The organism is Streptomyces sp. DT224, assembly GCF_049844595.1.
GTDB lineage: Bacteria > Actinomycetota > Actinomycetes > Streptomycetales > Streptomycetaceae > Streptomyces.
In genome coordinates this window covers 1-21,008 of sequence record NZ_JBNCLI010000006.1, presented here as the reverse complement: position 1 = coordinate 21,008, position 21,008 = coordinate 1, and the positions used below count along the sequence as shown (strand labels likewise).

Annotated in this window: 17 protein-coding genes and 1 pseudogene; 13 read left to right on the top strand and 5 right to left on the bottom strand. The window is 72.7% G+C overall.

All coding sequences use genetic code 11. The features are described from left to right. Window positions 1–56: 56 nt before the first annotated feature. The gene (locus tag ACLQ2N_RS15690) at window positions 57–1,040 is read left to right on the top strand and encodes a DNA-3-methyladenine glycosylase family protein (RefSeq protein WP_425813269.1); all 984 of its coding nucleotides are present in this window, start codon (window positions 57–59) and stop codon (window positions 1,038–1,040) included. Between the two features lie 149 nt (window positions 1,041–1,189). Here the strand turns inward: ACLQ2N_RS15690 and ACLQ2N_RS15685 are convergent, their stop codons facing one another. The 3 genes from ACLQ2N_RS15685 to ACLQ2N_RS15675 are packed head-to-tail and all read right to left on the bottom strand — an operon-like array spanning window position 1,190 to window position 4,032. Then, entirely contained in the window at window positions 1,190–2,500 is a 1,311-nt protein-coding gene (locus ACLQ2N_RS15685) for a coenzyme F420-0:L-glutamate ligase (RefSeq protein ID WP_425813267.1), read from the bottom strand. Beyond that, entirely contained in the window at window positions 2,497–3,453 is a 957-nt protein-coding gene (cofD, locus tag ACLQ2N_RS15680; protein ID WP_425813265.1) for a 2-phospho-L-lactate transferase, read from the bottom strand. The genes ACLQ2N_RS15685 and cofD overlap by 4 nt, the downstream gene beginning before the upstream one ends. A gap of 45 nt (window positions 3,454–3,498) precedes the next feature. Further along, complete coding sequence (locus ACLQ2N_RS15675; protein ID WP_425813263.1) at window positions 3,499–4,032, bottom strand: cysteine dioxygenase; 534 nt, start codon at window positions 4,030–4,032, stop codon at window positions 3,499–3,501. A 707-nt stretch (window positions 4,033–4,739) separates the two neighbouring features. On the opposite strand from ACLQ2N_RS15675, the gene ACLQ2N_RS15670 reads away from it, so the two are divergent. From ACLQ2N_RS15670 to ACLQ2N_RS15660, 3 genes are all read left to right on the top strand, one after another. After that, window positions 4,740–5,003: a WhiB family transcriptional regulator gene (locus ACLQ2N_RS15670; protein ID WP_018103995.1), complete on the top strand. Its 264-nt coding sequence runs from the start codon at window positions 4,740–4,742 to the stop codon at window positions 5,001–5,003. Window positions 5,004–5,294: 291 nt separating this feature from the next. Continuing rightward, a complete protein-coding gene (locus ACLQ2N_RS15665) occupies window positions 5,295–9,071 on the top strand; it encodes a glycosyltransferase (RefSeq protein WP_425813260.1) in 3,777 nt (1,258 codons plus the stop codon). Further along, window positions 9,068–10,606 carry a DUF5719 family protein gene (locus tag ACLQ2N_RS15660; protein ID WP_425813258.1) on the top strand — a complete coding sequence of 513 codons (1,539 nt, stop codon included), beginning with the start codon at window positions 9,068–9,070 and terminating at the stop codon, window positions 10,604–10,606. The genes ACLQ2N_RS15665 and ACLQ2N_RS15660 overlap by 4 nt, the downstream gene beginning before the upstream one ends. Window positions 10,607–10,677: 71 nt before the next feature. On the opposite strand, the gene ACLQ2N_RS15655 is transcribed toward ACLQ2N_RS15660, so the two are convergent. Further along, window positions 10,678–11,106: a metallopeptidase family protein gene (locus ACLQ2N_RS15655; RefSeq protein WP_425814189.1), complete on the bottom strand. Its 429-nt coding sequence runs from the start codon at window positions 11,104–11,106 to the stop codon at window positions 10,678–10,680. A 356-nt stretch (window positions 11,107–11,462) separates the two neighbouring features. Between ACLQ2N_RS15655 and ACLQ2N_RS15650 the strand changes: the two genes are divergently transcribed. From ACLQ2N_RS15650 to ACLQ2N_RS15610, 9 genes and pseudogenes are all read left to right on the top strand, one after another. Continuing rightward, entirely contained in the window at window positions 11,463–11,840 is a 378-nt protein-coding gene (locus tag ACLQ2N_RS15650; RefSeq protein WP_361021880.1) for a DUF3499 domain-containing protein, read from the top strand. A gap of 60 nt (window positions 11,841–11,900) precedes the next feature. Beyond that, window positions 11,901–13,265 carry a phosphomannomutase/phosphoglucomutase gene (locus ACLQ2N_RS15645; RefSeq protein ID WP_425813256.1) on the top strand — a complete coding sequence of 455 codons (1,365 nt, stop codon included), beginning with the start codon at window positions 11,901–11,903 and terminating at the stop codon, window positions 13,263–13,265. Window positions 13,266–13,423: 158 nt separating this feature from the next. Next, on the top strand, window positions 13,424–13,606 hold the full coding sequence (locus ACLQ2N_RS15640) for a Trm112 family protein (RefSeq protein ID WP_018103989.1): 183 nt from the start codon (window positions 13,424–13,426) through the stop codon (window positions 13,604–13,606). 76 nt (window positions 13,607–13,682) lie between these two features. After that, complete coding sequence (locus ACLQ2N_RS15635; protein WP_425813254.1) at window positions 13,683–14,819, top strand: SIS domain-containing protein; 1,137 nt, start codon at window positions 13,683–13,685, stop codon at window positions 14,817–14,819. A gap of 67 nt (window positions 14,820–14,886) precedes the next feature. Then, window positions 14,887–16,065 carry a mannose-6-phosphate isomerase, class I gene (gene manA / locus ACLQ2N_RS15630; RefSeq protein WP_425813252.1) on the top strand — a complete coding sequence of 393 codons (1,179 nt, stop codon included), beginning with the start codon at window positions 14,887–14,889 and terminating at the stop codon, window positions 16,063–16,065. Window positions 16,066–16,152: 87 nt separating this feature from the next. After that, entirely contained in the window at window positions 16,153–17,226 is a 1,074-nt protein-coding gene (locus ACLQ2N_RS15625; protein ID WP_425813250.1) for a cation diffusion facilitator family transporter, read from the top strand. A gap of 268 nt (window positions 17,227–17,494) precedes the next feature. Beyond that, window positions 17,495–18,952, top strand: coding sequence for an adenosylhomocysteinase (gene ahcY, locus ACLQ2N_RS15620; protein ID WP_425813248.1), 1,458 nt, complete (start codon window positions 17,495–17,497; stop codon window positions 18,950–18,952). 178 nt (window positions 18,953–19,130) lie between these two features. Then, window positions 19,131–19,742 carry a hypothetical protein gene (locus ACLQ2N_RS15615; protein WP_425813246.1) on the top strand — a complete coding sequence of 204 codons (612 nt, stop codon included), beginning with the start codon at window positions 19,131–19,133 and terminating at the stop codon, window positions 19,740–19,742. A gap of 387 nt (window positions 19,743–20,129) precedes the next feature. Beyond that, a pseudogene (locus ACLQ2N_RS15610) lies at window positions 20,130–20,403 on the top strand (stage II sporulation protein M); the annotation flags it as partial. 420 nt (window positions 20,404–20,823) lie between these two features. Here the strand turns inward: ACLQ2N_RS15610 and ACLQ2N_RS15605 are convergent. Continuing rightward, window positions 20,824–21,008 (bottom strand): hypothetical protein (locus ACLQ2N_RS15605; protein ID WP_425813244.1); only part of this gene is annotated, 185 nt, incomplete at its 5' end.

Below are 21,008 nucleotides of genomic sequence, written 5' to 3'. Positions count from 1 at the left end.
TGGCCGAAAATCGCCGTACCCTCGACAGGCAGCCCCGACGACCGAGGACCTCATCCGTGGCAGGACGCTTCGCTCCCCGCAACGCCCGGCGCGCGCCCGTCCCGCACCAGGCGGCGGCCACGCCCGTACCGGCGGCGCAGACCCGTGTCTGGACGCCGCCGGGCCCGCTCGACCTGAGGCTCGTCCTCGGCCCCCTGCGCCGCGGCCCCGCCGACCCCACGTTCCGGATGGTCGCCGACGGCTCCGTGCGCCGGGCCAGCCGCACCCCCGAGGGCCCCGGCACGCTGCACGCCGTCGCCCGGGACGGCCGGATCGAGGCGTCCGCGTGGGGGCCCGGCGCGTCCTGGCTGCTGGACCAGCTGCCCACGCTGCTCGGCGAGGGCGACGACCCGGCGGCCTTCACCCCGCGCCACCGCCTCCTCGCCCAGACCCAGCACCGCCGCCCCGGACTGCGGCTGCTGCGCACGGGCCTGGTCCTGGAGTCGCTGATCCCGTCGATCCTGGAGCAGAAGGTCACGACGGACGAGGCGTACCGCGCCTGGCGCCTCCTGGTGCGCCAGTACGGTGAGCCGGCGCCCGGCCCGCAGGAGTACGGCCTCTACGTCATGCCGGACGCCCGCACCTGGTCGCTGATCCCGTCCTGGGACTGGCACCGCGCGGGCGTCGACAGCAAGCGCTCGGCGACGATCCTGCGCACGGTCCGGGTGGCCCGCCGCATGGAGGAGGCGGCCGCGATGGACCTCCCCGACGCGCTGACCCGCCTGCAGGCGATCCCGGGCATCGGCCCCTGGACTGCGGCGGAGACCCTGCAACGCTCGAACGGCGCGCCGGACGCGGTGACGGTGGGCGACTTCCACCTCCCCGGCATCGTCGGCCACGCCCTGGCGGGCAACCGCCACGCGGACGACGAGGAGATGCTGACCCTCCTGACCCCGTACGAGGGCCAGCGCCACCGGGCGACCCGCCTGATCCTGCTCTCGGGCGCGACGCCCCCGAGAAGGGCACCGCGCTTCCAGCCGAGGGACATCGCGCGGCTGTAACCCTCGCAAGCCCGCAGAAGCCCTCCGGGCAGGGCCACCATCAAGCCCGTCCGGCGATTGGGGACCGGGGCCCGGGGCAGAGCCCCGAACGGCCCGTCGGCGCTGAGGGCACACGGAGCCGGCACCCCGGAACACGGCGCCAAAGGCGCCTACCGCACGACGACGAAGTCCTCCGCGTCCCGCCCCACCCGCGGGCCGGGGGCCGCCACCGCGTGCCCCACGGCCACCGCGCCCAGCGGGTCCCAGGAGGCCGGCAGCCCCAGAACGTCCCGCACCACATCCCGGCAGAACATCGTCGAGGACACCCACGCCGACCCCAGCCGCTCCCCGGCCAGCGCCACCAGGAAGTTCTGGATGCCGGCCCCCGCCGCGACCACGAACATCTCGCGCTCCGCGCCGTCCCGCCGCTCGTCCCCGTACGTGTGCGAGCCGTCCATGACCATGCACGGCACCACCAGATACGGCGCCCGGCGCAGCACATCGCCCCGCCGCACCCGCTTGGCGACCGACTCCTCGCTCTTGCCGTCGCGCCGCAGATCCGCGATCCACGCGTCCCGCATCGCGTCGAGCAGCCGGGTCCGCGACTCGGGGGACTCCAGCAGCACGAACCGCCACGGCGTCGTGTGATGCGGCGCAGGCGCGGTCACGGCGGCGGCGACCGCACGCCGTACCGCCCCCGGATCCACCGGCTCGTCCGTGAACTCGCGTACCGTACGCCGCTGCGTCACCGCCTCCCGGACCGCCTCGGAGGTCCCGAGCCGGAACATGTCGTCGGCCGCGACCCGCACCAGCGCACGGGCGTCCTGCTCGTCCGCCGCGTCCACGACATGCCCGAGCCCGCGCACCACGGCGACGGGCAGCCCGTCCGTCTTGCCCTTGACCAGGTCGCCCGCGGCGGCCAGCTCGTCGGCGGTGGCGATCACGGTCGCGCTCAGCGGATTGCCGTGCGCGTCCCGCCCGCCCCGCAGGTCGTCCAGCACCCGCACTCCCGCCGACCCGATGGCGACGTCGGTCAGCCCGTTGCGCCAGGGCCGCCCGAAGGTGTCCGTGACGAGGACGCCGACCTCCACGCCGAGCGCCGCCCGCAGCCCTTCCCGGACCGCCCGGGCCGAGGCGTCGGGGTCCTCGGGAAGCAGCAGGACCGTCCCGGCGGGGGTGTTCGAGGCGTCCACACCGGCGGCGGCCATGACCAGGCCCTGCCGGTTCTCCACGATCCGCAGCGGACCGCGCCGCGCCACCACCCGTACCGTCTCGGCGTCGATCGCCGCCTCCCGGTCGGGGGCCCGCACGATCCGGCCCTCCGCCTTGGAGACGATCTTCGAGGTGACGAGCAGGACGTCACCGTCCACGAGCCCCGGCTCGCACGCCGCGATCAGCTTCGCGAGGTCGTCCCCCGGCCGCACCTCGGGCATCCCGGGCAGGGCCCACACCCGGTAGGAGGGGGCGTCGGCGGAGCTCACGCGCGGACCTCCCCGGCGAGGGCGAGCGCCTGCCGCGCCATCTCGGCGGTGGCGGCGGCATCGGTCATCATCAGCGGCACGGACCGGCAGCGGATGCCCGCGGACTCCACCCGCCCGACGGCCCCCGCGTCCACGGTGTCGACCAGCCAGCCGTCGAGCAGCCCGGACCCGTAGTGCTCGGCGACGGCGGCGGCGGTCGACTCGACGCCCACCGCCGCGAGGACCTTGTCGGCCATCCCGCGCACCGGTGCGTCACCGACGATGGGGGAGAGGCCGACGACCGGCACCCCGGCCTCGGCGATGGCCTCGCGGATGCCGGGCACGGCGAGGATCGTCCCGACGGAGACGACCGGGTTGGACGGCGGGAAGAGGATGACGTCGGCCCCGGCGATCGCCTCCAGGACGCCCGGCGCCGGCTTGGCCTGCTCCGCGCCGACGGGCACGATCGCCCGCGCCGGCACGGCGGCCCGCAGCTTCACCCAGTACTCCTGGAAGTGCACGGCCCGGCTCTCGCCGTCCTCCTCGATCGCCACATGCGTCTCGACCCGGTCGTCGGACATGGGCAGCAGCCGGACGCCCGGCTTCCAGCGCGCGCAGAGTGCCTCGGTGACGGCGCTGAGCGGATAGCCCGCGCCGAGCATCTGCGTACGGACGATGTGCGTCGCGAAGTCGCGGTCGCCGAGGCCGAACCACTCGGGGCCCACGCCGTACGCGGCGAGTTCCTCCTTGACGCGGAACGTCTCGTCGGCGCGGCCCCAGCCCTGCTCCTCGTTGATGCCGCCGCCGAGGGTGTACATCACGGTGTCGAGGTCGGGGCAGACCTTGAGCCCGAACAGATGGATGTCGTCACCGGTGTTGCCGATGACCGTGATGTCCGCGTCGGGCGCGGCCTCCTTGAGACCCCGCAGGAAACGAGCACCACCGATACCGCCGGCCAGAACCACAATGCGCATGCGAACAGTCTGTCAGGAGCACCGGGGCTCGGGGACAGTGGCCGTTCAGGCGGTCGCGGCAGCCGGGGCGCACTGCGCGGCGTGCATCGGCATGTCGGTGAGGCCCGGGTAGTAGATGTGCAGGCTGACGGCCGGTTCCAGGGAGTCGTTGACGACCTCGTGGACGTAGCCGGGGGCGAAGACGCGCTGCGCGCCCGCGCCCAGCGTCCGCTTCCCCCGGCGCGTCCGTTCGGTCAGCTCCCCGTCGAGCACGGTCAGGACGCCGGAGGACGGCCCGTGGTCGTGCGGCCCACTGCCCTGCCCGGGCACCCAGCTCAGCAGCCAGACCTCGTAGCCGAGTGGGGTCTCCCCCGGCCGGGCGGAGCCGAGACCTCGGGGAACCGCGCGGAGGCGGTGGTACCAGCGGGTGGTGGCGTCGTACCGGACGAGCGGCGCCCACCGGTCGCGGTCGGCCGCGATCGTACGGGCGAGGCCGACGAACTCGGCGACGGTGGCGGGGTGTTCGGGCGCGGGGCGGAGAAGGTGCTGGACCTCCAGGAGGTCGCCGGCGATCTGGAGGTCGCTGTCGCTGCTGTTCATGGAGCGTGGTTCCTCGGCAGGGTGCGAGTGCGGCGTGCGGTGCGGGGGCTCGGCGCGGGGTCCGGGAACCGTGGCCGGAAAGCCGTGCGCTCCGGGAGCCGTGGGGCGGGACGAGCGGTGCCGGGCCGGAGCGGGAGGGCTACGACGGCGTCGGCGGTGTCAACAGCTGAGACAGCTGGAACAGCAGCAGCGAGCCTGGACAGCGCTACGGAACCCACGAGCGCGGGTCGCGTGCGTCGCTGAGGTCACTGGCATGGCATCAAGGAGAACCGGAGAGCCGCCCGGTGTCAACCCAATGCCCGGTTTGGCGGCAATGTTTCACCTCATCCGGTTACTCCGATCGGAGAAAGGTTTTAGCGGCCCTTGGCGGGGACAGGTGGCGCAACAGTCGTGCCGCCAAACATGGGCGCGGCGCCGTGACCCGAATGTGATCTTGGTCGCTTCGGTGATCGAATCGAAACGTGTCCGAGTCCGCAGCGGTTTGTCTTCATGGTGGGTGGAGATGCGGTAGAGCCCCCGGCATATGTCAGGTTTTTGGTGATTTGAACACTTAACGCATACGGTTGGTGCCGCAGGGTGAATACCGGGGCCAATAGCAGATCCGGGCTTGACCAGCCAGAGCTACACGCTTGTAATTTCACCCGTGTCGTTCGGCCGATTCGGTAACGGCCGCATCACGGGACGCAAGAGACAGACGAGGGGCGCACATGACCGAGCTGTTCCAGCAACTGCTGGTCGAGGACGCGGACGAAGAGCTCGGCTGGCAGGAGCGCGCGCTGTGCGCCCAGACCGACCCCGAGTCCTTCTTTCCCGAGAAGGGCGGATCGACCCGCGAGGCGAAGAAGGTCTGTCTCGCCTGTGAAGTCCGGTCCGAGTGCCTGGAGTACGCCCTCTCGAAGGACGAGCGGTTCGGCATCTGGGGCGGCCTCTCCGAGCGCGAGCGCCGCCGCCTGAAGAAGGCCGCGGTCTGACCGGACCGGCCCACCGCGCACGAACACCACGGCCCGCCGCCTGCACCCCGCAGGCGGCGGGCCGTCGCCGTACCCGGGCAGCACCATCGCCATGCCCGCGACGACCTGAAATCCGCGCCGGCCGCTACCCCGTCGCGCCCTCGCTCAACCGCTCCGCGCCACCCCGGTTACCCCTACCGTTAGTGTGGGGCCCCGTCCGAGACGCGCCAACGACCCGACAGAGCGCGCGTGTACACCGATGCAGCCCCCGGGGGGACGCCCCCCGGACCCGGCCGGAGGGCCCGTACCTCGATGTCCGTGCACAGCCAATCAACGGCGCCGTACGCGGCCGCCGCCGCCCCCGAGTTCCCCCGGCATGTCGTCACCGCCGTGCTCGTCTCCCACGACGGCGCACGCTGGCTGCCCGACGCGCTCGCCGGGTTGCTCGGCCAGGAGCGCCCCGTACAGAACGTCGTCGCCGCCGACACCGGCAGCGCCGACGACTCCGCGCGCCTGGTCACCGAGGCCCTCGGCGCCGACCGCGTCCTGCACCTGGCGCGGCGTACGAGCTTCGGCACCGCCGTCGACGAGGCGAGCCGTACGGCCGGCGTCCTCACCCCGGACGACCTGCCCTACCTGAAGCGGCCCAGCGGCTGGGACCCGGTCACCCGGACCTGGCGCGACGAGGCCTACGAGATGCCCGAGCTGCCGCACGGCGAGCCGGTGCAGTGGCTCTGGCTGCTCCACGACGACTGCGCGCCCGCGCCCGACGCGCTCGCCGAGATGCTCCGCGTCGTGGACAACGACCGGCACGCCGCGATCGTCGGCCCCAAGCTGCGCGGCTGGTACGACCGCCGCCAGCTCCTCGAAGTCGGCGTCTCCATCGCCAACAGCGGCCGCCGCTGGACCGGCCTCGACCGCCGCGAACAGGACCAGGGTCAGCACGACCAGGTCCGCACGGTCCTCTCCGTCTCCACCGCCGGCATGCTCGTCCGCCGCGACGTCTGGGAGGAGCTGGGCGGCTTCGACCGCAGGCTCCCGCTCATGCGTGACGACGTCGACCTGTGCTGGCGCGCCCACCTGGCGGGCCACCGGGTACTCGTCGCCCCCGACGCCGTCCTGCGGCATGCCGAGGCGTCCGCGCGGGAACGCCGCCCCATCGACTGCGCCGGCCGTTCGGTGGCCAGCCCGCACCGCGTGGACAAGGCGGGCGCCGTCTACACGATGCTCGCCAACACGCGCGGCAAGCAGCTGCCCTGGGTGATGCTCCGGCTCGTCCTCGGCACCCTGCTGCGCACCCTCGCCTACCTCGTCGGCAAGGTCCCCGGCCAGGCCGTCGACGAGGTCACCGGGCTCCTGAGCACCCTGCTGCGCCCCGGCCGCATCCTGGCCGCCCGCCGCGCCCGCGGGAAGGGCGCCGTGGACGCCGCCGAACTGCGCGGCCTCTTCCCCGCACCCGGCGCCACCGTCCGCGCCACCGTCGAACAGGTCGCCGGGAACTTCGGCGGCGGCTCCGAAGCCGACTCCGGCGGCTCCCGGCACGGCGCCGTCGAGTCCGGGCCGGGCGGCGACGACGCCGACTACCTGGAGATCGACCAGTTCGCCCGGCTGAAGAAGGTCGGCCGCAAGCCGGGACCGGTCCTCTTCGCCCTGCTCCTGCTGGTCTCCCTCGTCGCCTGCCGCGACCTCATCGGCGGCGGCGCGCTGGCCGGCGGCGCCCTGCTGCCCGCCCCCGGCGACGTCTCCGACCTGTGGGCGCGGTACGCGGACGGCTGGCACACCACCGGCACCGGCGGCACCCGGACCGCCCCGCCCTACCTCGCCGTCGTCTCGGCCCTGTCCGCGCTGTTCCTCGGCTCCACCGGCTTTGCGCTCACCCTGCTGCTCGTCTGCTCGGTGCCGCTCGCCGGACTCACCGCGTACTTCGTCACCCGCCCCCTGCTGCCCTCGCGGCTGCTGCGGGCCTGGGCGAGCGTCGCGTACGCTTTCCTGCCCGCCACGACCGGCGCCCTGGCGACCGGCCGCCTCGGCACCGCCGTCCTGGCCGTCCTGCTGCCGCTGATCGCGCGCACAGCGGTCTCCGCGCACGGCATGCGCGCCTCCGACGACGCCCGCGGCAGCTGGCGCGCCACCTGGGCGTACACCCTGCTCCTCACCCTCGCCATGGCGTTCACGCCGATCGTGTGGCCGCTCGCGGTGGTCCTCGGCCTCGGCGTCCTGGTGCTGCGGCGCGGCGACATCACCGCGTACGGGCTCCGCTTCCTCGCCGCCGTCGGCACCCCGGTCCTGGTCCTCGCGCCGTGGTCGCTCTCGCTGCTGAGCAGCCCGTCCGCGTTCCTGGAGGAAGCCGGCCTGGAGACCGGTACGGGCTCCGCCTCCGCCCTGGACCTCCTCGGCCTCAGCCCCGGCGGGCCGAAGGCGGCGGGCGGCGTCCTGCTCCTCGGCATCGTCCTCGCGGCGCTGGCGGCCCTGCTGCGCGGGGAGCGGCAGTTCGCCGTACGGACCGCCTGGGCGGCCGCGCTGGTCTCCCTCGCGTTCGCCGGGCTCGCCAACGGCTCCGGCTGGGCGGGCCCCGCCACGCTGGTCTACGGCGCCGCGCTCATCGCCGCCGCGCTGGTCGGCGCGGACGGTGCCCGCATCCGCGTCGCCGAACTGAGCTTCGGCTGGCGCCAGCCGGTCGCCGCCCTGATCGCCCTCGCGGCGGGCGTGGCCCCCGTGCTGGCCGCCGCCGGCTGGATGATCGGCGGCGCGGCGGGCCCGCTGGAACGCCGCGACCCGGTCCAGGTGCCCGCGTTCGTCGCGGAGGAGAGCGGCACCCGCGACCAGCCGCGCACCCTGGTCCTGGGCGGCACCTCGTCCGCCTCCGTCGACTACACCCTCGTCCGCGGCTCGGGCGCCCGGCTCGGGGACGCGGAGCTGGCCGAGGCCCAGGGCGGCAACAGCCACCTCGACAAGGTCGTCGCCAACCTGGTCGCCGGCTCCGGCGCCGACCAGGGGAGCCAGCTCAGCGGCTTCGCGATCCGTTACGTCCTCGTGCGCGACGGGGCGCCCGAGCGGATGAGCCGGGTGCTCGACGCGACCCCGGGCCTGAGCCGGCTCAGCCAGCTCGACGGCAGCGCCCTGTGGCGGGTGGACCGGCAGGTCGCCCGGATCATGATCGTCCCGTCCGGGGCCGGCGACGAGCCGCTCCCCGTGGGCTCCCAGCCGGTCGAGGCGCACACCAGGATCCCGGCGGGCGGCAACGGCCGGGTGCTGCGGATCGCCGACGCCGCCGACCCCGGCTGGCAGGCCACGCTCAACGGCCGCGCGCTGACCGCGAAGACCGTCGACGGCTGGGCCCAGGGCTTCGAGCTGCCCGCCGAGGGCGGCACCCTGGACCTCACGTACGAGGAGCCCTTCACCCACACCGTGTGGATCTGGGCGCAGATCGCGCTCGCCGTGGTCCTCGTGGTCATGGCGCTGCCCGGCCGCCGCCGCGAGATCGACGACGACCTGCCCGAGGAGGCTGAGGCCGTCGCCGCCGAACCGGTCGGCGGCGAGGGCCGCCGCGCCCGCAGGCTGCGCGCCGCCGCCCTGGCCGAGAGCGAGGCCGCCGAGGGCGCCCCCGGGCAGCTGGACGCGGCGGGTGCCCCGGACCAGGAGGAGACCGGCGAGCAGCCCGCGTACGTTCCCGCCCAGCAGAGCGCCGAAACCGACCCGGCGGCCCCGGGCGGCGGCGACAGCGTCTTCGTACCGCAGCAGCAGTACGGCGACTGGGAGGACGGGCAGAGCCAGTACCAGGCCCCGGCCTCTCCGCAGTACCAGGACGGCGCCCCGTACCAGGACCCGCGGTACGCCGACGGGCAGCAGCAGCCGGACACCGGCGGCTACGACCCGTACGGCTACCCCCAGTACCAGGACGGTCAGTACCAGGACAGCCCGTACGCGGGCCCGTACGACCCGCCCGCGTACGACCCGCAGTCCTATGACCCGAACGGGTACGGCCCCGAGGCCGGGCAGTACGGCGCGCAGCACCCGTACGACCCGCAGAACCCCGAGAACCCCGCCCCGGGCCCGAACCCGTGGCCGACCCGAGGCGAGTCCGAGTGAAGTCCACCAGCAGCCTGTCCCTCATCGCCGGGGCGGTCGCCCTGGCCGCCGTCACCGGGTTCGCCGTGCTCAACGAGCCGTCCGGCGGCAGCACGGCCGAAGCGGGGACGGCCGCACGGCTGCCCGTCGAACGGACCAGCCTGCTCTGCCCGGCGCCCGGCCTCTCCGATCTCTCGGAGACGGCGTACACGGCCTTCACGCCGTCCGGCGGGAGCGGAAACTCCACCACGGCCGGCACCGCCGCGCTCCTGTCCTCCGCGAAGGACGGCGAGGCGAAGACCGACGACAAGTCCGACGACAAGGACAAGAAGGACACGAGCAAGAAGGACAAGGGGGACAAGCCGGTGGTCTCCCTCAAGGAGCCCGGCAAGCCCGCCACCGGCGAGGCGTCGGGCGCGGACTCGCCCGCCCTCATCGGCACCGCGACCGGCCGGTTCGCCCCCGGCTGGACCGCCCAGCAGACCACCACCATCGAGGCGGGCGACGGCCGCGGCCTGCTCGGCATCACCTGCACCGCGCCCGACACCGACTTCTGGTTCCCCGCGGCGAGCACCGCCAAGTCCCGCGAGGACTACGTCCACCTCACCAACCCGGACGACACCGCCGCCGTCGCCGACATCGAGCTGTACGGCCCGGACGGCTCCCTCAAGTCCGACGTCGGCGAGGGCATCACGGTCCCGGCGGGGTCCGGCGTACGTGTCCTGATCTCGACGCTCACGAGCAAGGCCGCCGACGACGTCACCGTCCACGTCACCACCCGTACGGGCAGGGTCGGCGCGGCCGTCAGGACGTCGGACGACAAGACCGGCAGCGACTGGCTCACCGCCTCCGCCGAACCCGCAGGCACGCTCGTCCTGCCGGGCATCCCGGCCGACGCGACCTCGGTCCGCCTGGTGGCCTTCGCCCCCGGCGACGACGACGCCGACCTCGGCCTGAAACTGCTCGGCAAGTCCGGCGCGGTCACCCCGGCCGGCCACGAGGAACTGCACGTCAAGTCCCACATGACCGCCGGAATGGACCTCAAGGACATCACCCGGGGCGAGGCGGGCTCGCTGATGCTGGTGCCCTCCGAGAAGGGCAAGGCCACCCCGGTCGTCGCCGCCCTGCGCGTGGTCCGGGGCAAGGGCGACGAGCAGGAGGTCGCCTACATCCCCGCGACCGGCCCGGTGGGCGCCCGCGCGACCGTCGCCGACAACCGGTCCAAGGGCTCGGTCCTCTCCCTCACCGCCCCCGGCGCCGCCGCGACCGTCAAGGTCACGGCGTCGGCGGGCAGCAGCGGGGGCACGCCGGTCAGCAAGACGTACAAGATCGCGGCGGGCACGACCACGGCGGTCACCCCGCCCGTGCCGACGGGCCTCAAGGGCACCTACGCCCTGACGGTCGAGACGCAGTCCGGCGGACCGGTGCACGCCGCGCGCACGCTCACCGAGAAGGTGAACGGGATCCAGATGTTCACGGTGCAGACGCTGCCGGACGACCGGGGCACGGTGGAGGTCCCGACGGCCCGGCAGAACCTGTCGGTGCTGGACGACTGACAGGCCCTAAGGCCGTGTCCGGCGGATCATGGCCGGGGTCGCGACGCCCTGTCCGACCCTGATCCGCCGCACTAGTCCTGGCCGTAACGGGGATCGACGGACTCGGGCGCCAGGCCCAGCAGCTCCGCCACCTGCTCGACCACGATCTCGTGGACGAGCAGGGCGCGCTCGTCCCGGCTCTTGGTGCGCAGTTCGACAGGGCGCCGGTAGACGGTGATGCGGGCGGGCCGGCCCTTCTCGGCGGAGACCGCGTCGCCCAGCGGAACCGTCTCCTCCGCCGCCTCCGGCACCTCCAGGACGACGAAGTCGACCTCGGCCAGTTGCGGCCAGCGCCGCTCCAGCCGCTCCACCGAGTCCTGGACGAGATCGCGGAAGCTGTCCGCGCGGCTCGTGGACAGCGGCACCTGCGGCGGGGCGACGGGCCCGCGCATGCCTCGGCCGTGTCGGTCCCGGCGCCGCGGACGCGGCTCGGACGGGCTGGGCGGTACGGAACTGTCCATCACCGACGCAGCCTAACCCCGACGGCCCGCGCGGCCGGAGGGCGAGCGGCCCCGTGCCGCCGCCCGTCCGCTCCCGAGCGATCCGCCCCATGCCGCCCTGTCCACTCCTGAGCGATCCGGCCACACCGGAGCCCGTTTCAGGCCCCGCTCGCGACCGCCGGAACGACGCCTTGTGCAAGGTTCGCGGCACAGAGGTGACCGGAATCATCGCCGCCAGGGCCCTCGTGTTCTCCTCCCACGCAGGTCAGTGGAGTTGCCCGGGGGGCGCGTGTGCCGGAGGTCACAGGGCGACACGGAGGGGTGAGCCGGGGGAGAGTCGTCGCAGCCCGCTCAAGAGTGCGGTACCGTCCAACATCGTGAGCCCTGTACGTCGCTGTTCGCGCACCGCGTGCGGCCGCCCTGCCGTCGCGACACTGACGTACGTCTATGCCGACTCGACTGCGGTCCTCGGCCCGCTCGCCACCTACGCCGAGCCCCACTGCTACGACCTCTGTGCCGAGCACAGCGAGCGGCTGACCGCGCCACGGGGCTGGGAGGTCGTCCGGCTCTCCGACCCCTCCGCGCCCAGCCGCCCCAGCGGCGACGACCTGGAAGCGCTGGCCAACGCCGTACGGGAAGCCGCGCGTCCGCAGGAGCGCGGCGACGGCACCCCGGGCGGCGGCCGCCGGACCGCGGACCCGATGGAGGTCGCCCGCAGGGGACACCTCCGCGTCCTGCGCTCACCCGACTCCTGAGGGACCGCCGCCCGCCGGGTACGTTGGGCGGTCCGAAGCAACCCCCAGGAGGACCGGCCCGTGACCGCAGACCTGTCGCAGCTCGTGAAGGCGTACGACGTGCGCGGAGTCGTGCCCGACCAGTGGGACGAGAAGCTGGCCGGACTCTTCGGAGCGGCCTTCGTCGAGGTGACCGGCGCGGACGCGATCGTGATCGGCCACGACATGCGCCCCACCTCCCCGGCCCTGTCCGGCGCGTTCGCACGCGGCGCGTCGGGGCGCGGCGCCGACGTCACGATGATCGGCCTCTGCTCGACGGACCAGCTGTACTACGCCTCCGGGGCGCTGGACCTGCCCGGCGCGATGTTCACCGCCTCGCACAACCCCGCGCAGTACAACGGCATCAAGATGTGCCGGGCGGGCGCGGCACCGGTGGGCCAGGACACGGGCCTGGCCGAGATCCGTGCGCTGGCCGAGGAGTGGTCCGAGAAGGGCGCCCCCGAGCCGGTCGCGGCCCCGGGGACGGTCACCGAGCGCGACACCCTTACGGACTACGCCGCCCATCTCCTCTCGCTGGTGGACCTGACGGAGATCCGCCCCCTCAAGGTCGTCGTGGACGCGGGCAACGGCATGGGCGGTCACACCGTCCCCACGGTCTTCGCCGGACTGCCCGTCGACCTGGTCCCGATGTACTTCGAACTCGACGGCACCTTCCCGAACCACGAGGCCAATCCCCTGGACCCGAAGAACATCACGGATCTCCAGGCCCGCGTGGTGGCCGAGGGCGCCGACCTGGGCCTCGCCTTCGACGGCGACGCGGACCGCTGCTTCGTGGTGGACGAACGGGGCCAAGGCGTCTCCCCGTCGGCGATCACCGCCCTGGTCGCGGCCCGCGAACTGGCCCGCAACGGTGGCCGGGGCACGATCATCCACAACCTGATCACCTCCCACACCGTCCCCGAGGTCGTACGCGAGCACGGCGGCACCCCCGTCCGCACCAGGGTCGGCCACTCCTTCATCAAGGCCGAGATGGCCGCCCACGGCGCGATCTTCGGCGGCGAGCACTCGGCCCACTACTACTTCCGCGACTTCTGGAACGCCGATACGGGCATGCTCGCCGCCCTCCACGTCCTCGCCGCCCTGGGAGGCCAGGCGGGCCCCCTCTCGGCCCTGGTCGCGCAGTACGACCGCTACGCCGCCTCCGGCGAGATCAACTCCACGGTCGACGACCAGAAGGCCCGCACGGCAAAGGTCACCGCCGCCTTCGCCCACCGGGTAAACGCCATCGCGGACACTCTGGACGGCCTCACGGTGACGGCCCCCACCTGGTGGTTCAACCTCCGTCCGTCCAACACGGAACCGCTGCTGCGATTGAACGTCGAGGCGAGGGACGAGGAGACGATGACGCGGGTACGGGATGAGGTCCTGGCCCTGATCCGCGCATAGGCCCCGCCCCGGTTCCGGGAAGGGGCGGGCAGGGGAACAGGCCCGACGCAGGCGCACCCACCCTCCGGCCCCACGACACGCACCCCACCCCACCCCGGCGGTAGGCTGACCACGCCCCCACCAGGGCCCCGACCCCAGACCGCCCGAAGGGACACCTCATGCCGCTCGAAGCCGGCCTCCTGGAGATCCTGGCCTGCCCCGCCTGCCACGCCCCCCTGGACGACCAGACGGCAGCCGACACCCCGGAACTCATCTGCACCGGCACCGACTGCGGTCTCGCCTACCCCGTCCGGGACGGCATCCCCGTACTCCTCGTCGACGAGGCCCGCCGCCCGGCGTGACCGGCGTGACCGGCCCGTATCGGCCGCACCGCACCCGCACCCGCCGGTGACCGGCATGTGATCGGAGGACCGCCCCATGCTCGACGAGTCGTTGCTCGACGCCCCCGACGCCCTGGCCCGAGCCGACCGCCGCGACCTGCTCCGCGGCGCCGCCGAGGCCGGGGCCCGGGTCCGTACCGCCGCCCGGCACGCGACGGAGGCCGGGATCACCGAGCTGAAGCCGGAGGGCCGCCCGCGCGCCGTCCTGGTCGCAGGCCCCGGCACCGCCGCGACCGGCGTCGCGGACCTGATCGCCGCGCTCGCCGGCGCCTCGGCCCCGGTCACCCGCATCCCCCCGACCGGTGTCGCCCCCGCCCCCGGCGCACTCCGCTGGACCCTCCCCGGCTGGGCCGGCTCCGTGGACCTGCTCCTCATCGCCACGGCGGACGGTTCCGAACCGGGCCTCGCCCTCCTCGCGGAGCAGGCGTACCGCCGCGGCTGCACGGTCGTGGCCGTCGCGCCGCTGCGCTCCCCGCTGCGGGAGGCGGTCCACGGCGTGCACGGCGTCGTCGTCCCGATGGCCTCCGCCCCGCACGGCGAGTACGACGCCGAGACGTCCGCCGCAGGCCCCGGCACCCTCTGGGCCCTGCTCACCCCGCTCCTCGCCCTGCTCGACCGCGTCGGCCTGGTCACCGCCCCCGCCGACGCCCTCCAGAGCGTCGCCGACCGCCTGGACCGCACGGCGGAGCGCTGCGGTCCGGCCGTCGCCACGTACAGCAACCCGGCCAAGACCCTCGCCGCCGAACTCGCGGGCACCCTCCCGCTGATCTGGACGGAGGGCGAAGCGGCCGGCCCGGTCGGACGCCGCTTCGCCGCGGTCCTGGCGGAGCTCGCGGGACGCCCGGCCCTCGCCGCCGCACTTCCGGAGGCGCTTCCCGCCCACGGGGGCCTGCTGGCGGGCGCCTTCGCCGCGGGCGCGGACCCGGACGACTTCTTCCGCGACCGCGTCGAGGAGCAGGAGCCCCTGCACGCCCGGGTGGTGCTGCTCCGCGACCGCCCGACCGGCGGCCTCAGTGCCGCCCCGGCCGCCCGCGAACTGGCCCTCGGCCACGACACCGCGATCAGCGAGCTCGAACCGGAGGAGGGCAGCACCCTCGAATCCCTCGCGGAACTGCTCGCCGTCACCGACTTCGCCGCGGTCTACCTGTCGCTCGCCTCGACGGCCGGCGCCTGAACACCTCGCACCACGTCAACACAGCGCGGCGACACCGCGCCGCACACAGCAACACAAGGACTGATCCATGGACCGGCTCTCCAACACCGTGCGCCCGTATGCCTGGGGCTCGACCACCGCGATCCCCGCCCTGCTGGGCGTCGCCCCCACCGGCGAACCACAGGCGGAGATGTGGATGGGCGCCCACCCCGGCGCCCCTTCCCGGATCACCCGTACCGAAACCGGCACCGCCCACGCCGAGCAGTCCCTCACCGACGTCATCGACGCCGACCCCGCCCGCGAACTCGGCACGGCGACCGTCGAGAAGTTCGGCCCCCGCCTGCCCTTCCTCCTCAAGCTGCTCGCCGCGGGCGCGCCCCTCTCCCTCCAGGTGCACCCGAACCTGGACCAGGCCAAGGCGGGTTACGCGGACGAGGAGAGCCGGTCCGTCCCGATCGACGCCCCCCACCGCACGTACAAGGACGCCAACCACAAGCCCGAGCTGATCTGCGCGCTCACCCCCTTCGACGGCCTGTGCGGATTCCGGCGGCCCCTGGAGGCGGCCGAGGCGATGGAGGGCCTGGGCGTCGACACCCTCAAGCCGTACGCGGACCTGTTGCGCGCCCAGCCCGAGGAGGCCGCGCTGCGCGAGGTCCTGACGGCGATCCTCACCGCGGACCCGGACGAGATGGCCGAGACGGTGAGCGCCGCCGCGGCCGCCGCGGAACGGATCGGCGGCGCCTACGCCCCGTACGCCCGCATCGCCCACCACTTCCCCGGCGACGCCGGCGTCATCGCGGCCATGCTGCTCAACCACGTACGGCTCCAGCCCGGCGAGGCGCTGTTCCTCGGCGCCGGCGTCCCGCACGCGTACCTCGACGGCCTCGGCGTCGAGATCATGGCCAACTCGGACAACGTGCTGCGCTGCGGTCTGACGCCCAAGCACATCGACGTCCCCGAACTCCTGCGCATCGTCCGCTTCGAGGCGACCGACCCGGGCATCCTGCGCCCGGAGGCGTCCCCGTCGGGCGAGGAGCTGTACGAGACGCCGGTGGACGAGTTCCGCCTCTCCCGTTTCGACCTGTCACCCGGCGCCGCCCCCGCCGACCTGACCGCGCCCACCCCGCAGATCCTGCTGTGCACGGCGGGTGCTCCGAACGCCGGCGACCTCGCCCTCGCGCCCGGCGAATCGGTCTTCGTACCGGCGGGCGAGGGGGTACACGTGTCCGGAGCGGGCACTCTGTTCCGTGCGACAGTGGTGGCCTGACACACCGTCCGTGACGAGGGCTGCAACAATGTGCCGCCACACCGCGGCCGTCGGAGCCGCAGACCGAAGAAGGGACACCAGGCACCCATGAGTGCGTCAGGCGGAACCAAGGCGATCGTGGCGGCACTCGGCGCCAACCTCGCGATCGCAGTGGCCAAATTCGTGGCGTTCCTGTTCAGCGGGTCCTCGTCGATGCTCGCGGAGAGCGTCCACTCGCTCGCCGACTCCGGCAACCAGGGCCTGCTGCTCCTCGGCGGCAAGCGGGCCCAGCGCGAGGCCACCCCGCAGCACCCCTTCGGGTACGGCCGCGAACGCTACATCTACGCCTTCCTCGTCTCCATCGTCCTGTTCTCCGTCGGCGGCATGTTCGCGGTGTACGAGGGCTACGAGAAGATCAGGCACCCCCACGAGCTGGAGGCGTGGTACTGGCCGGTCGGCGTCCTGGTCTTCGCGATCATCGCCGAGGGCTTCTCCTTCCGTACGGCGATCAGGGAGTCCAACGAGTCGCGCGGCTCCCTCAGCTGGACGCAGTTCATCCGCCGCGCCAAGGCGCCGGAACTGCCCGTCGTGCTTCTTGAGGACTTCGGCGCGCTCATCGGTCTGGTCCTCGCACTCGGTGGCGTCGGCCTGGCCCTCGGCACGGGCAACGGCGTCTGGGACGGCATCGGCACCCTCTGCATCGGCATCCTGCTGATCGTCATCGCGATCGTGCTGGCCGCCGAGACCAAGTCCCTGCTGCTCGGCGAGGCCGCCGGCGTCGACCAGGTCGAGAAGATCAAGGAGGCGGTGGTCGACGGCGACACCGTCACCGGAGTCATCCACATGCGTACGCTCCACCTCGGCCCGGAAGAGCTGCTGGTCGCCGCCAAGATCGCGGTCCAGCACGACGACACCGCCGACGAGGTCGCCAACGCCATCAACGCCGCCGAGTCACGCATCCGCGCCGCCGTCCCGATCGCCCGGGTGATCTACCTGGAGCCGGACATCTACAACGCCGCGGCGGCAGAGGCCGGCACCAACCCGGCCAAGGCCCCCGGAGGCACCTTCGCCGCCACCCCGGGCCCGGAAGCCCCCGAACCGGGAGCCGCCGAGCCGGACTCCGATGCGGCCGACACCCCGGCGGGCACGGGGGACACCGGCCCGACGGAATCCGGCCACTGACCGCACCGGACCTGCCATCGCGCACCCGATACAGCCGCTCCCGCCCCGGATCCGTCCCGGTGGACTGGGAGCGGCTGCGCCGTTCGGTGTAGATTCGACGGCAGTGTCAGACGTCGCTGCTGATGGCGGTCGATCGGTCCGTACGCCGGGCCGGCCGAGGGAGAGAGGGCCTCCGACGGACTGCGCTGCGAGCGCCCGGGCATTCGTGTGCCCGCCGCCGCAGAGCCGCCCTACCCACCCTCGACTCCACAACGAGGAGCAGCCCGTTATGACGACGGTCGCCAACCAACAGGACTTCAAGGTCGCCGATCTCTCCCTTGCCGCTTTCGGGCGCAAGGAGATCACCTTGGCTGAGCACGAGATGCCCGGCCTGATGTCGATCCGCAAGGAGTACGCCGCAGCGCAGCCGCTGGCGGGTGCCCGCATCACCGGTTCGCTGCACATGACCGTGCAGACGGCGGTGCTGATCGAGACCCTGGTCGCCCTCGGCGCTGAGGTGCGCTGGGCGTCCTGCAACATCTTCTCGACCCAGGACCACGCGGCGGCCGCGATCGCGGTCGGTCCGAAGGGCACTCCCGAGGCGCCGGCCGGTGTGCCGGTCTTCGCCTGGAAGGGTGAGTCGCTGGAGGAGTACTGGTGGTGCACGGAGCAGGCGCTGACCTGGCCGAACACGCCGACCGGTGGTCCGAACATGATCTTGGACGACGGTGGTGACGCCACCCTCCTCGTCCACAAGGGCGTCGAGTTCGAGAAGGCGGGTGCGGCCCCGGACCCGGCTACGGCGGACAGTGAGGAGTACGCGCACATCCTCACGCTTCTCAACCGCACGCTCGGCGAGTCCCCGCAGAAGTGGACGCAGCTGGCCTCCGAGATCCGTGGCGTGACGGAGGAGACCACGACCGGTGTCCACCGTCTGTACGAGATGCACCGCGACGGCACCCTCCTCTTCCCCGCGATCAATGTGAACGACGCGGTGACGAAGTCGAAGTTCGACAACAAGTACGGCTGCCGTCACTCGTTGATCGACGGCATCAACCGTGCCACGGACGTGCTGATCGGCGGGAAGACGGCCGTCGTGTGCGGCTACGGCGATGTGGGCAAGGGCTGCGCGGAGTCGCTGCGGGGCCAGGGTGCCCGGGTGATCGTCACGGAGATCGACCCGATCTGCGCGTTGCAGGCGGCGATGGACGGCTACCAGGTCGCGACTCTCGATGACGTGGTGGAGCAGGCGGACATCTTCGTCACGACGACGGGCAACAAGGACATCATCATGGCCTCGGACATGGCCCGGATGAAGCACCAGGCCATCGTGGGGAACATCGGTCACTTCGACAACGAGATCGACATGGCCGGTCTGGCGAGGATCGAGGGCATCGTCAAGGACGAGGTCAAGCCGCAGGTCCACACCTGGACGTTCCCCGATGGCAAGGTCCTGATCGTGCTCTCCGAGGGCCGGCTGCTGAACCTGGGCAACGCGACCGGCCACCCGTCGTTCGTCATGTCCAACTCGTTCGCCGACCAGACGCTGGCGCAGATCGAGCTGTTCACGAAGCCGGAGGAGTATCCGACCGACGTGTACGTGCTGCCCAAGCACCTGGACGAGAAGGTCGCCCGGCTCCACCTCGACGCGCTCGGCGTGAAGCTCACGACGCTCCGCCCCGAGCAGGCCGCGTACATCGGTGTCCAGGTCGAAGGCCCGTACAAGCCCGACCACTACCGCTACTGATTCCCTTACGGGCCCGGAACCGGCCGGACCTCGAACGGTCCGGCCGATCCGGTCCGGCCCCGGGCGCTCAGCGCGGCCCGGGCCGATCAGCGGCAGCGACGAGCGCAGGCCCCCGCACCCCCGTGTCGGGGGCCTGCGCCGTACCGCACCCGCACGAGCCGAGGACCCGAAGGACCCCATGCCCCGCGGCCGATATTCGCTCCACGACGTCCACGACCACACCCCTCTCGGCGAAGAACGCTTCCACTGCGCGCCCGGCCCTTCCGGCTGGCGCTACATCTCCCAAACGACCGCCCCGTCCGGCAGTCACCTGGGATCCGTCGACCTCACCCTCGATGAACTCGGCCGCCCCCTCCGACTCGAACTCCATTGCGCCGACTGGCAGGTCCGCGGTGCCGCCCTGGAGGGCCTCACCTGGGTCCGTACCGACCCGACGGGCACTCACGCCACCGAAGGCAATGTCCGCGCCCACGCCTTCAACGGCACTTCCCCCGCCTTCCTCGTCGCGACCGCTCGTCTGCTGCGCCTCACCCCCACGTCCCCCGAGACCCGCGTGCGGGTCGTCACCTTCACGGACCCGGTCCTCGCCCCCCGTACCCTCGACCAGTCCTGGGCCCTGGTGAACAGTGAAGCGCACCCCACTGACAACGGCCCCCTAAAGGTGGACGAATACCAGGTCAGCGCCCTGGACACGGGCGAGCGGCACACGATTCACCTCGCTGGCGACGTGGTGCTCTCCGCCCCCGGCATCGAACTCGAAGACCTCGACTCCCCGCCCTCCGGCAGCTAGGACCCGTCGTCACAGGGGCGGCACGAATCGGTGGCAGAGGGACGCCCCGCCTCCTTGTCGGCCGTACTGGCACCGGGGTGTACGGCACCTTTGATCCGTCGCACGTCGGTCCGAGGCCCCTGCCTGACCGCCTGCCCCGGACCGGCACTGGCGGTCTGCCACGCCTGGCGCGCGTCCCTACCTGCCGTTCGTGGCTGATGCATCCGCGTCAGGTCCTGCCGTACAGCAAGCACCAACTCATCCGGAACCGCCGACAGGTCCAGCTGGGCGAACCGCCCGACCGGGCACGGCGGAGGCGGCGGCCGGCAGCTCGGGGGACGTCTTCGCAGGGGCGCTCGTCGTACGGGAACGAGCGGGAAGCATCCATGCCTGGACCAGCAGCCGACCATGGGCCTCGACGTCTTCGTCCATACCCACCGCGTCGAGTGGGACCGGCTGGACCACCTCGTACGCCGATGGCGTCGCCTGACGGGAGCGGAAGCCGACGAACTCGTCGACCTCTACCAGCGCACGGCGACCCATTTCTCCCTGATCCAGTCCAGCGTCCCGGATCCACTGCACGTCGCGCGGCTGGCGCAACTGGTGGCGCGCGCCCAGTCCATGGTGACCGGTACGCGCCGTGGTCTACCGCTCACGGCACTGGTGGAGGCCGCCGGCGGTCCACGCGCGCCGTGAGCCCCTGTGCAACGGGGACGCGCCGCGCTCGGCATGGCCGTCGGCCTGGCGCTGGCGCTCCGTCTCCGAGATCACCGAAGCCTTCGTGACTCGGCGGACGCGCGGCTCGCGCCGGCGAGGTGGGCGATCTGGGCGAGGTCGAACGAAGCGCCGAGGTGCCGACCGCCGCCTGATGTGCATCTGGCGCTGCTGACCTGCTAGTCTCCTCTTCGCCCCAAAAAACCGTTGACACGGTGAAGTGGGGGAGGTAGACTTAAACGGTTGCCTCGAACTGGACAGTTCGGGTTCAGCCAGATAATGTCTATCTCACTCTCCCGGAAATCGAATTTCCGCAGAGTCATTCGATTCCCAATTTCCGAAGCGGAAGCCGATTAGGTTCGGACGAAACGCTTCTGATAAAGTCGAATCAGCCGAAAGGCAAGGCCACTTCAACGGCCACCGGAATCAAATTTCGAACCGGAAACGGAACGAAATGAGTCTGGTAAGGTTGGAACCGCCGAAAGGCAAAAAGAAAGACCCGCTTCGACCGGGAATCGGACACGAAAGAGTCTGATAGAGTCGGAAACGCAAGACCGAAGGGAAGCGCCCGGA

What these genes read in the sequence shown, in the direction of transcription:
- cofD (WP_425813265.1), bottom strand. Translation starts at nt 3,453, where the DNA reads ATGCGCATTGTGGTTCTGGCCGGCGGTATCGGTGGTGCTCGTTTCCTG.
- ACLQ2N_RS15675 (WP_425813263.1), bottom strand. Translation starts at nt 4,032, where the DNA reads ATGAACAGCAGCGACAGCGACCTCCAGATCGCCGGCGACCTCCTGGAG.
- ACLQ2N_RS15670 (WP_018103995.1), top strand. Translation starts at nt 4,740, where the DNA reads ATGACCGAGCTGTTCCAGCAACTGCTGGTCGAGGACGCGGACGAAGAG.
- ACLQ2N_RS15665 (WP_425813260.1), top strand. Translation starts at nt 5,295, where the DNA reads ATGTCCGTGCACAGCCAATCAACGGCGCCGTACGCGGCCGCCGCCGCC.
- ACLQ2N_RS15655 (WP_425814189.1), bottom strand. Translation starts at nt 11,106, where the DNA reads ATGGACAGTTCCGTACCGCCCAGCCCGTCCGAGCCGCGTCCGCGGCGC.
- ACLQ2N_RS15640 (WP_018103989.1), top strand. Translation starts at nt 13,424, where the DNA reads ATGCCGCTCGAAGCCGGCCTCCTGGAGATCCTGGCCTGCCCCGCCTGC.
- ACLQ2N_RS15635 (WP_425813254.1), top strand. Translation starts at nt 13,683, where the DNA reads ATGCTCGACGAGTCGTTGCTCGACGCCCCCGACGCCCTGGCCCGAGCC.
- manA (WP_425813252.1), top strand. Translation starts at nt 14,887, where the DNA reads ATGGACCGGCTCTCCAACACCGTGCGCCCGTATGCCTGGGGCTCGACC.
- ACLQ2N_RS15625 (WP_425813250.1), top strand. Translation starts at nt 16,153, where the DNA reads ATGAGTGCGTCAGGCGGAACCAAGGCGATCGTGGCGGCACTCGGCGCC.
- ahcY (WP_425813248.1), top strand. Translation starts at nt 17,495, where the DNA reads ATGACGACGGTCGCCAACCAACAGGACTTCAAGGTCGCCGATCTCTCC.
- ACLQ2N_RS15615 (WP_425813246.1), top strand. Translation starts at nt 19,131, where the DNA reads ATGCCCCGCGGCCGATATTCGCTCCACGACGTCCACGACCACACCCCT.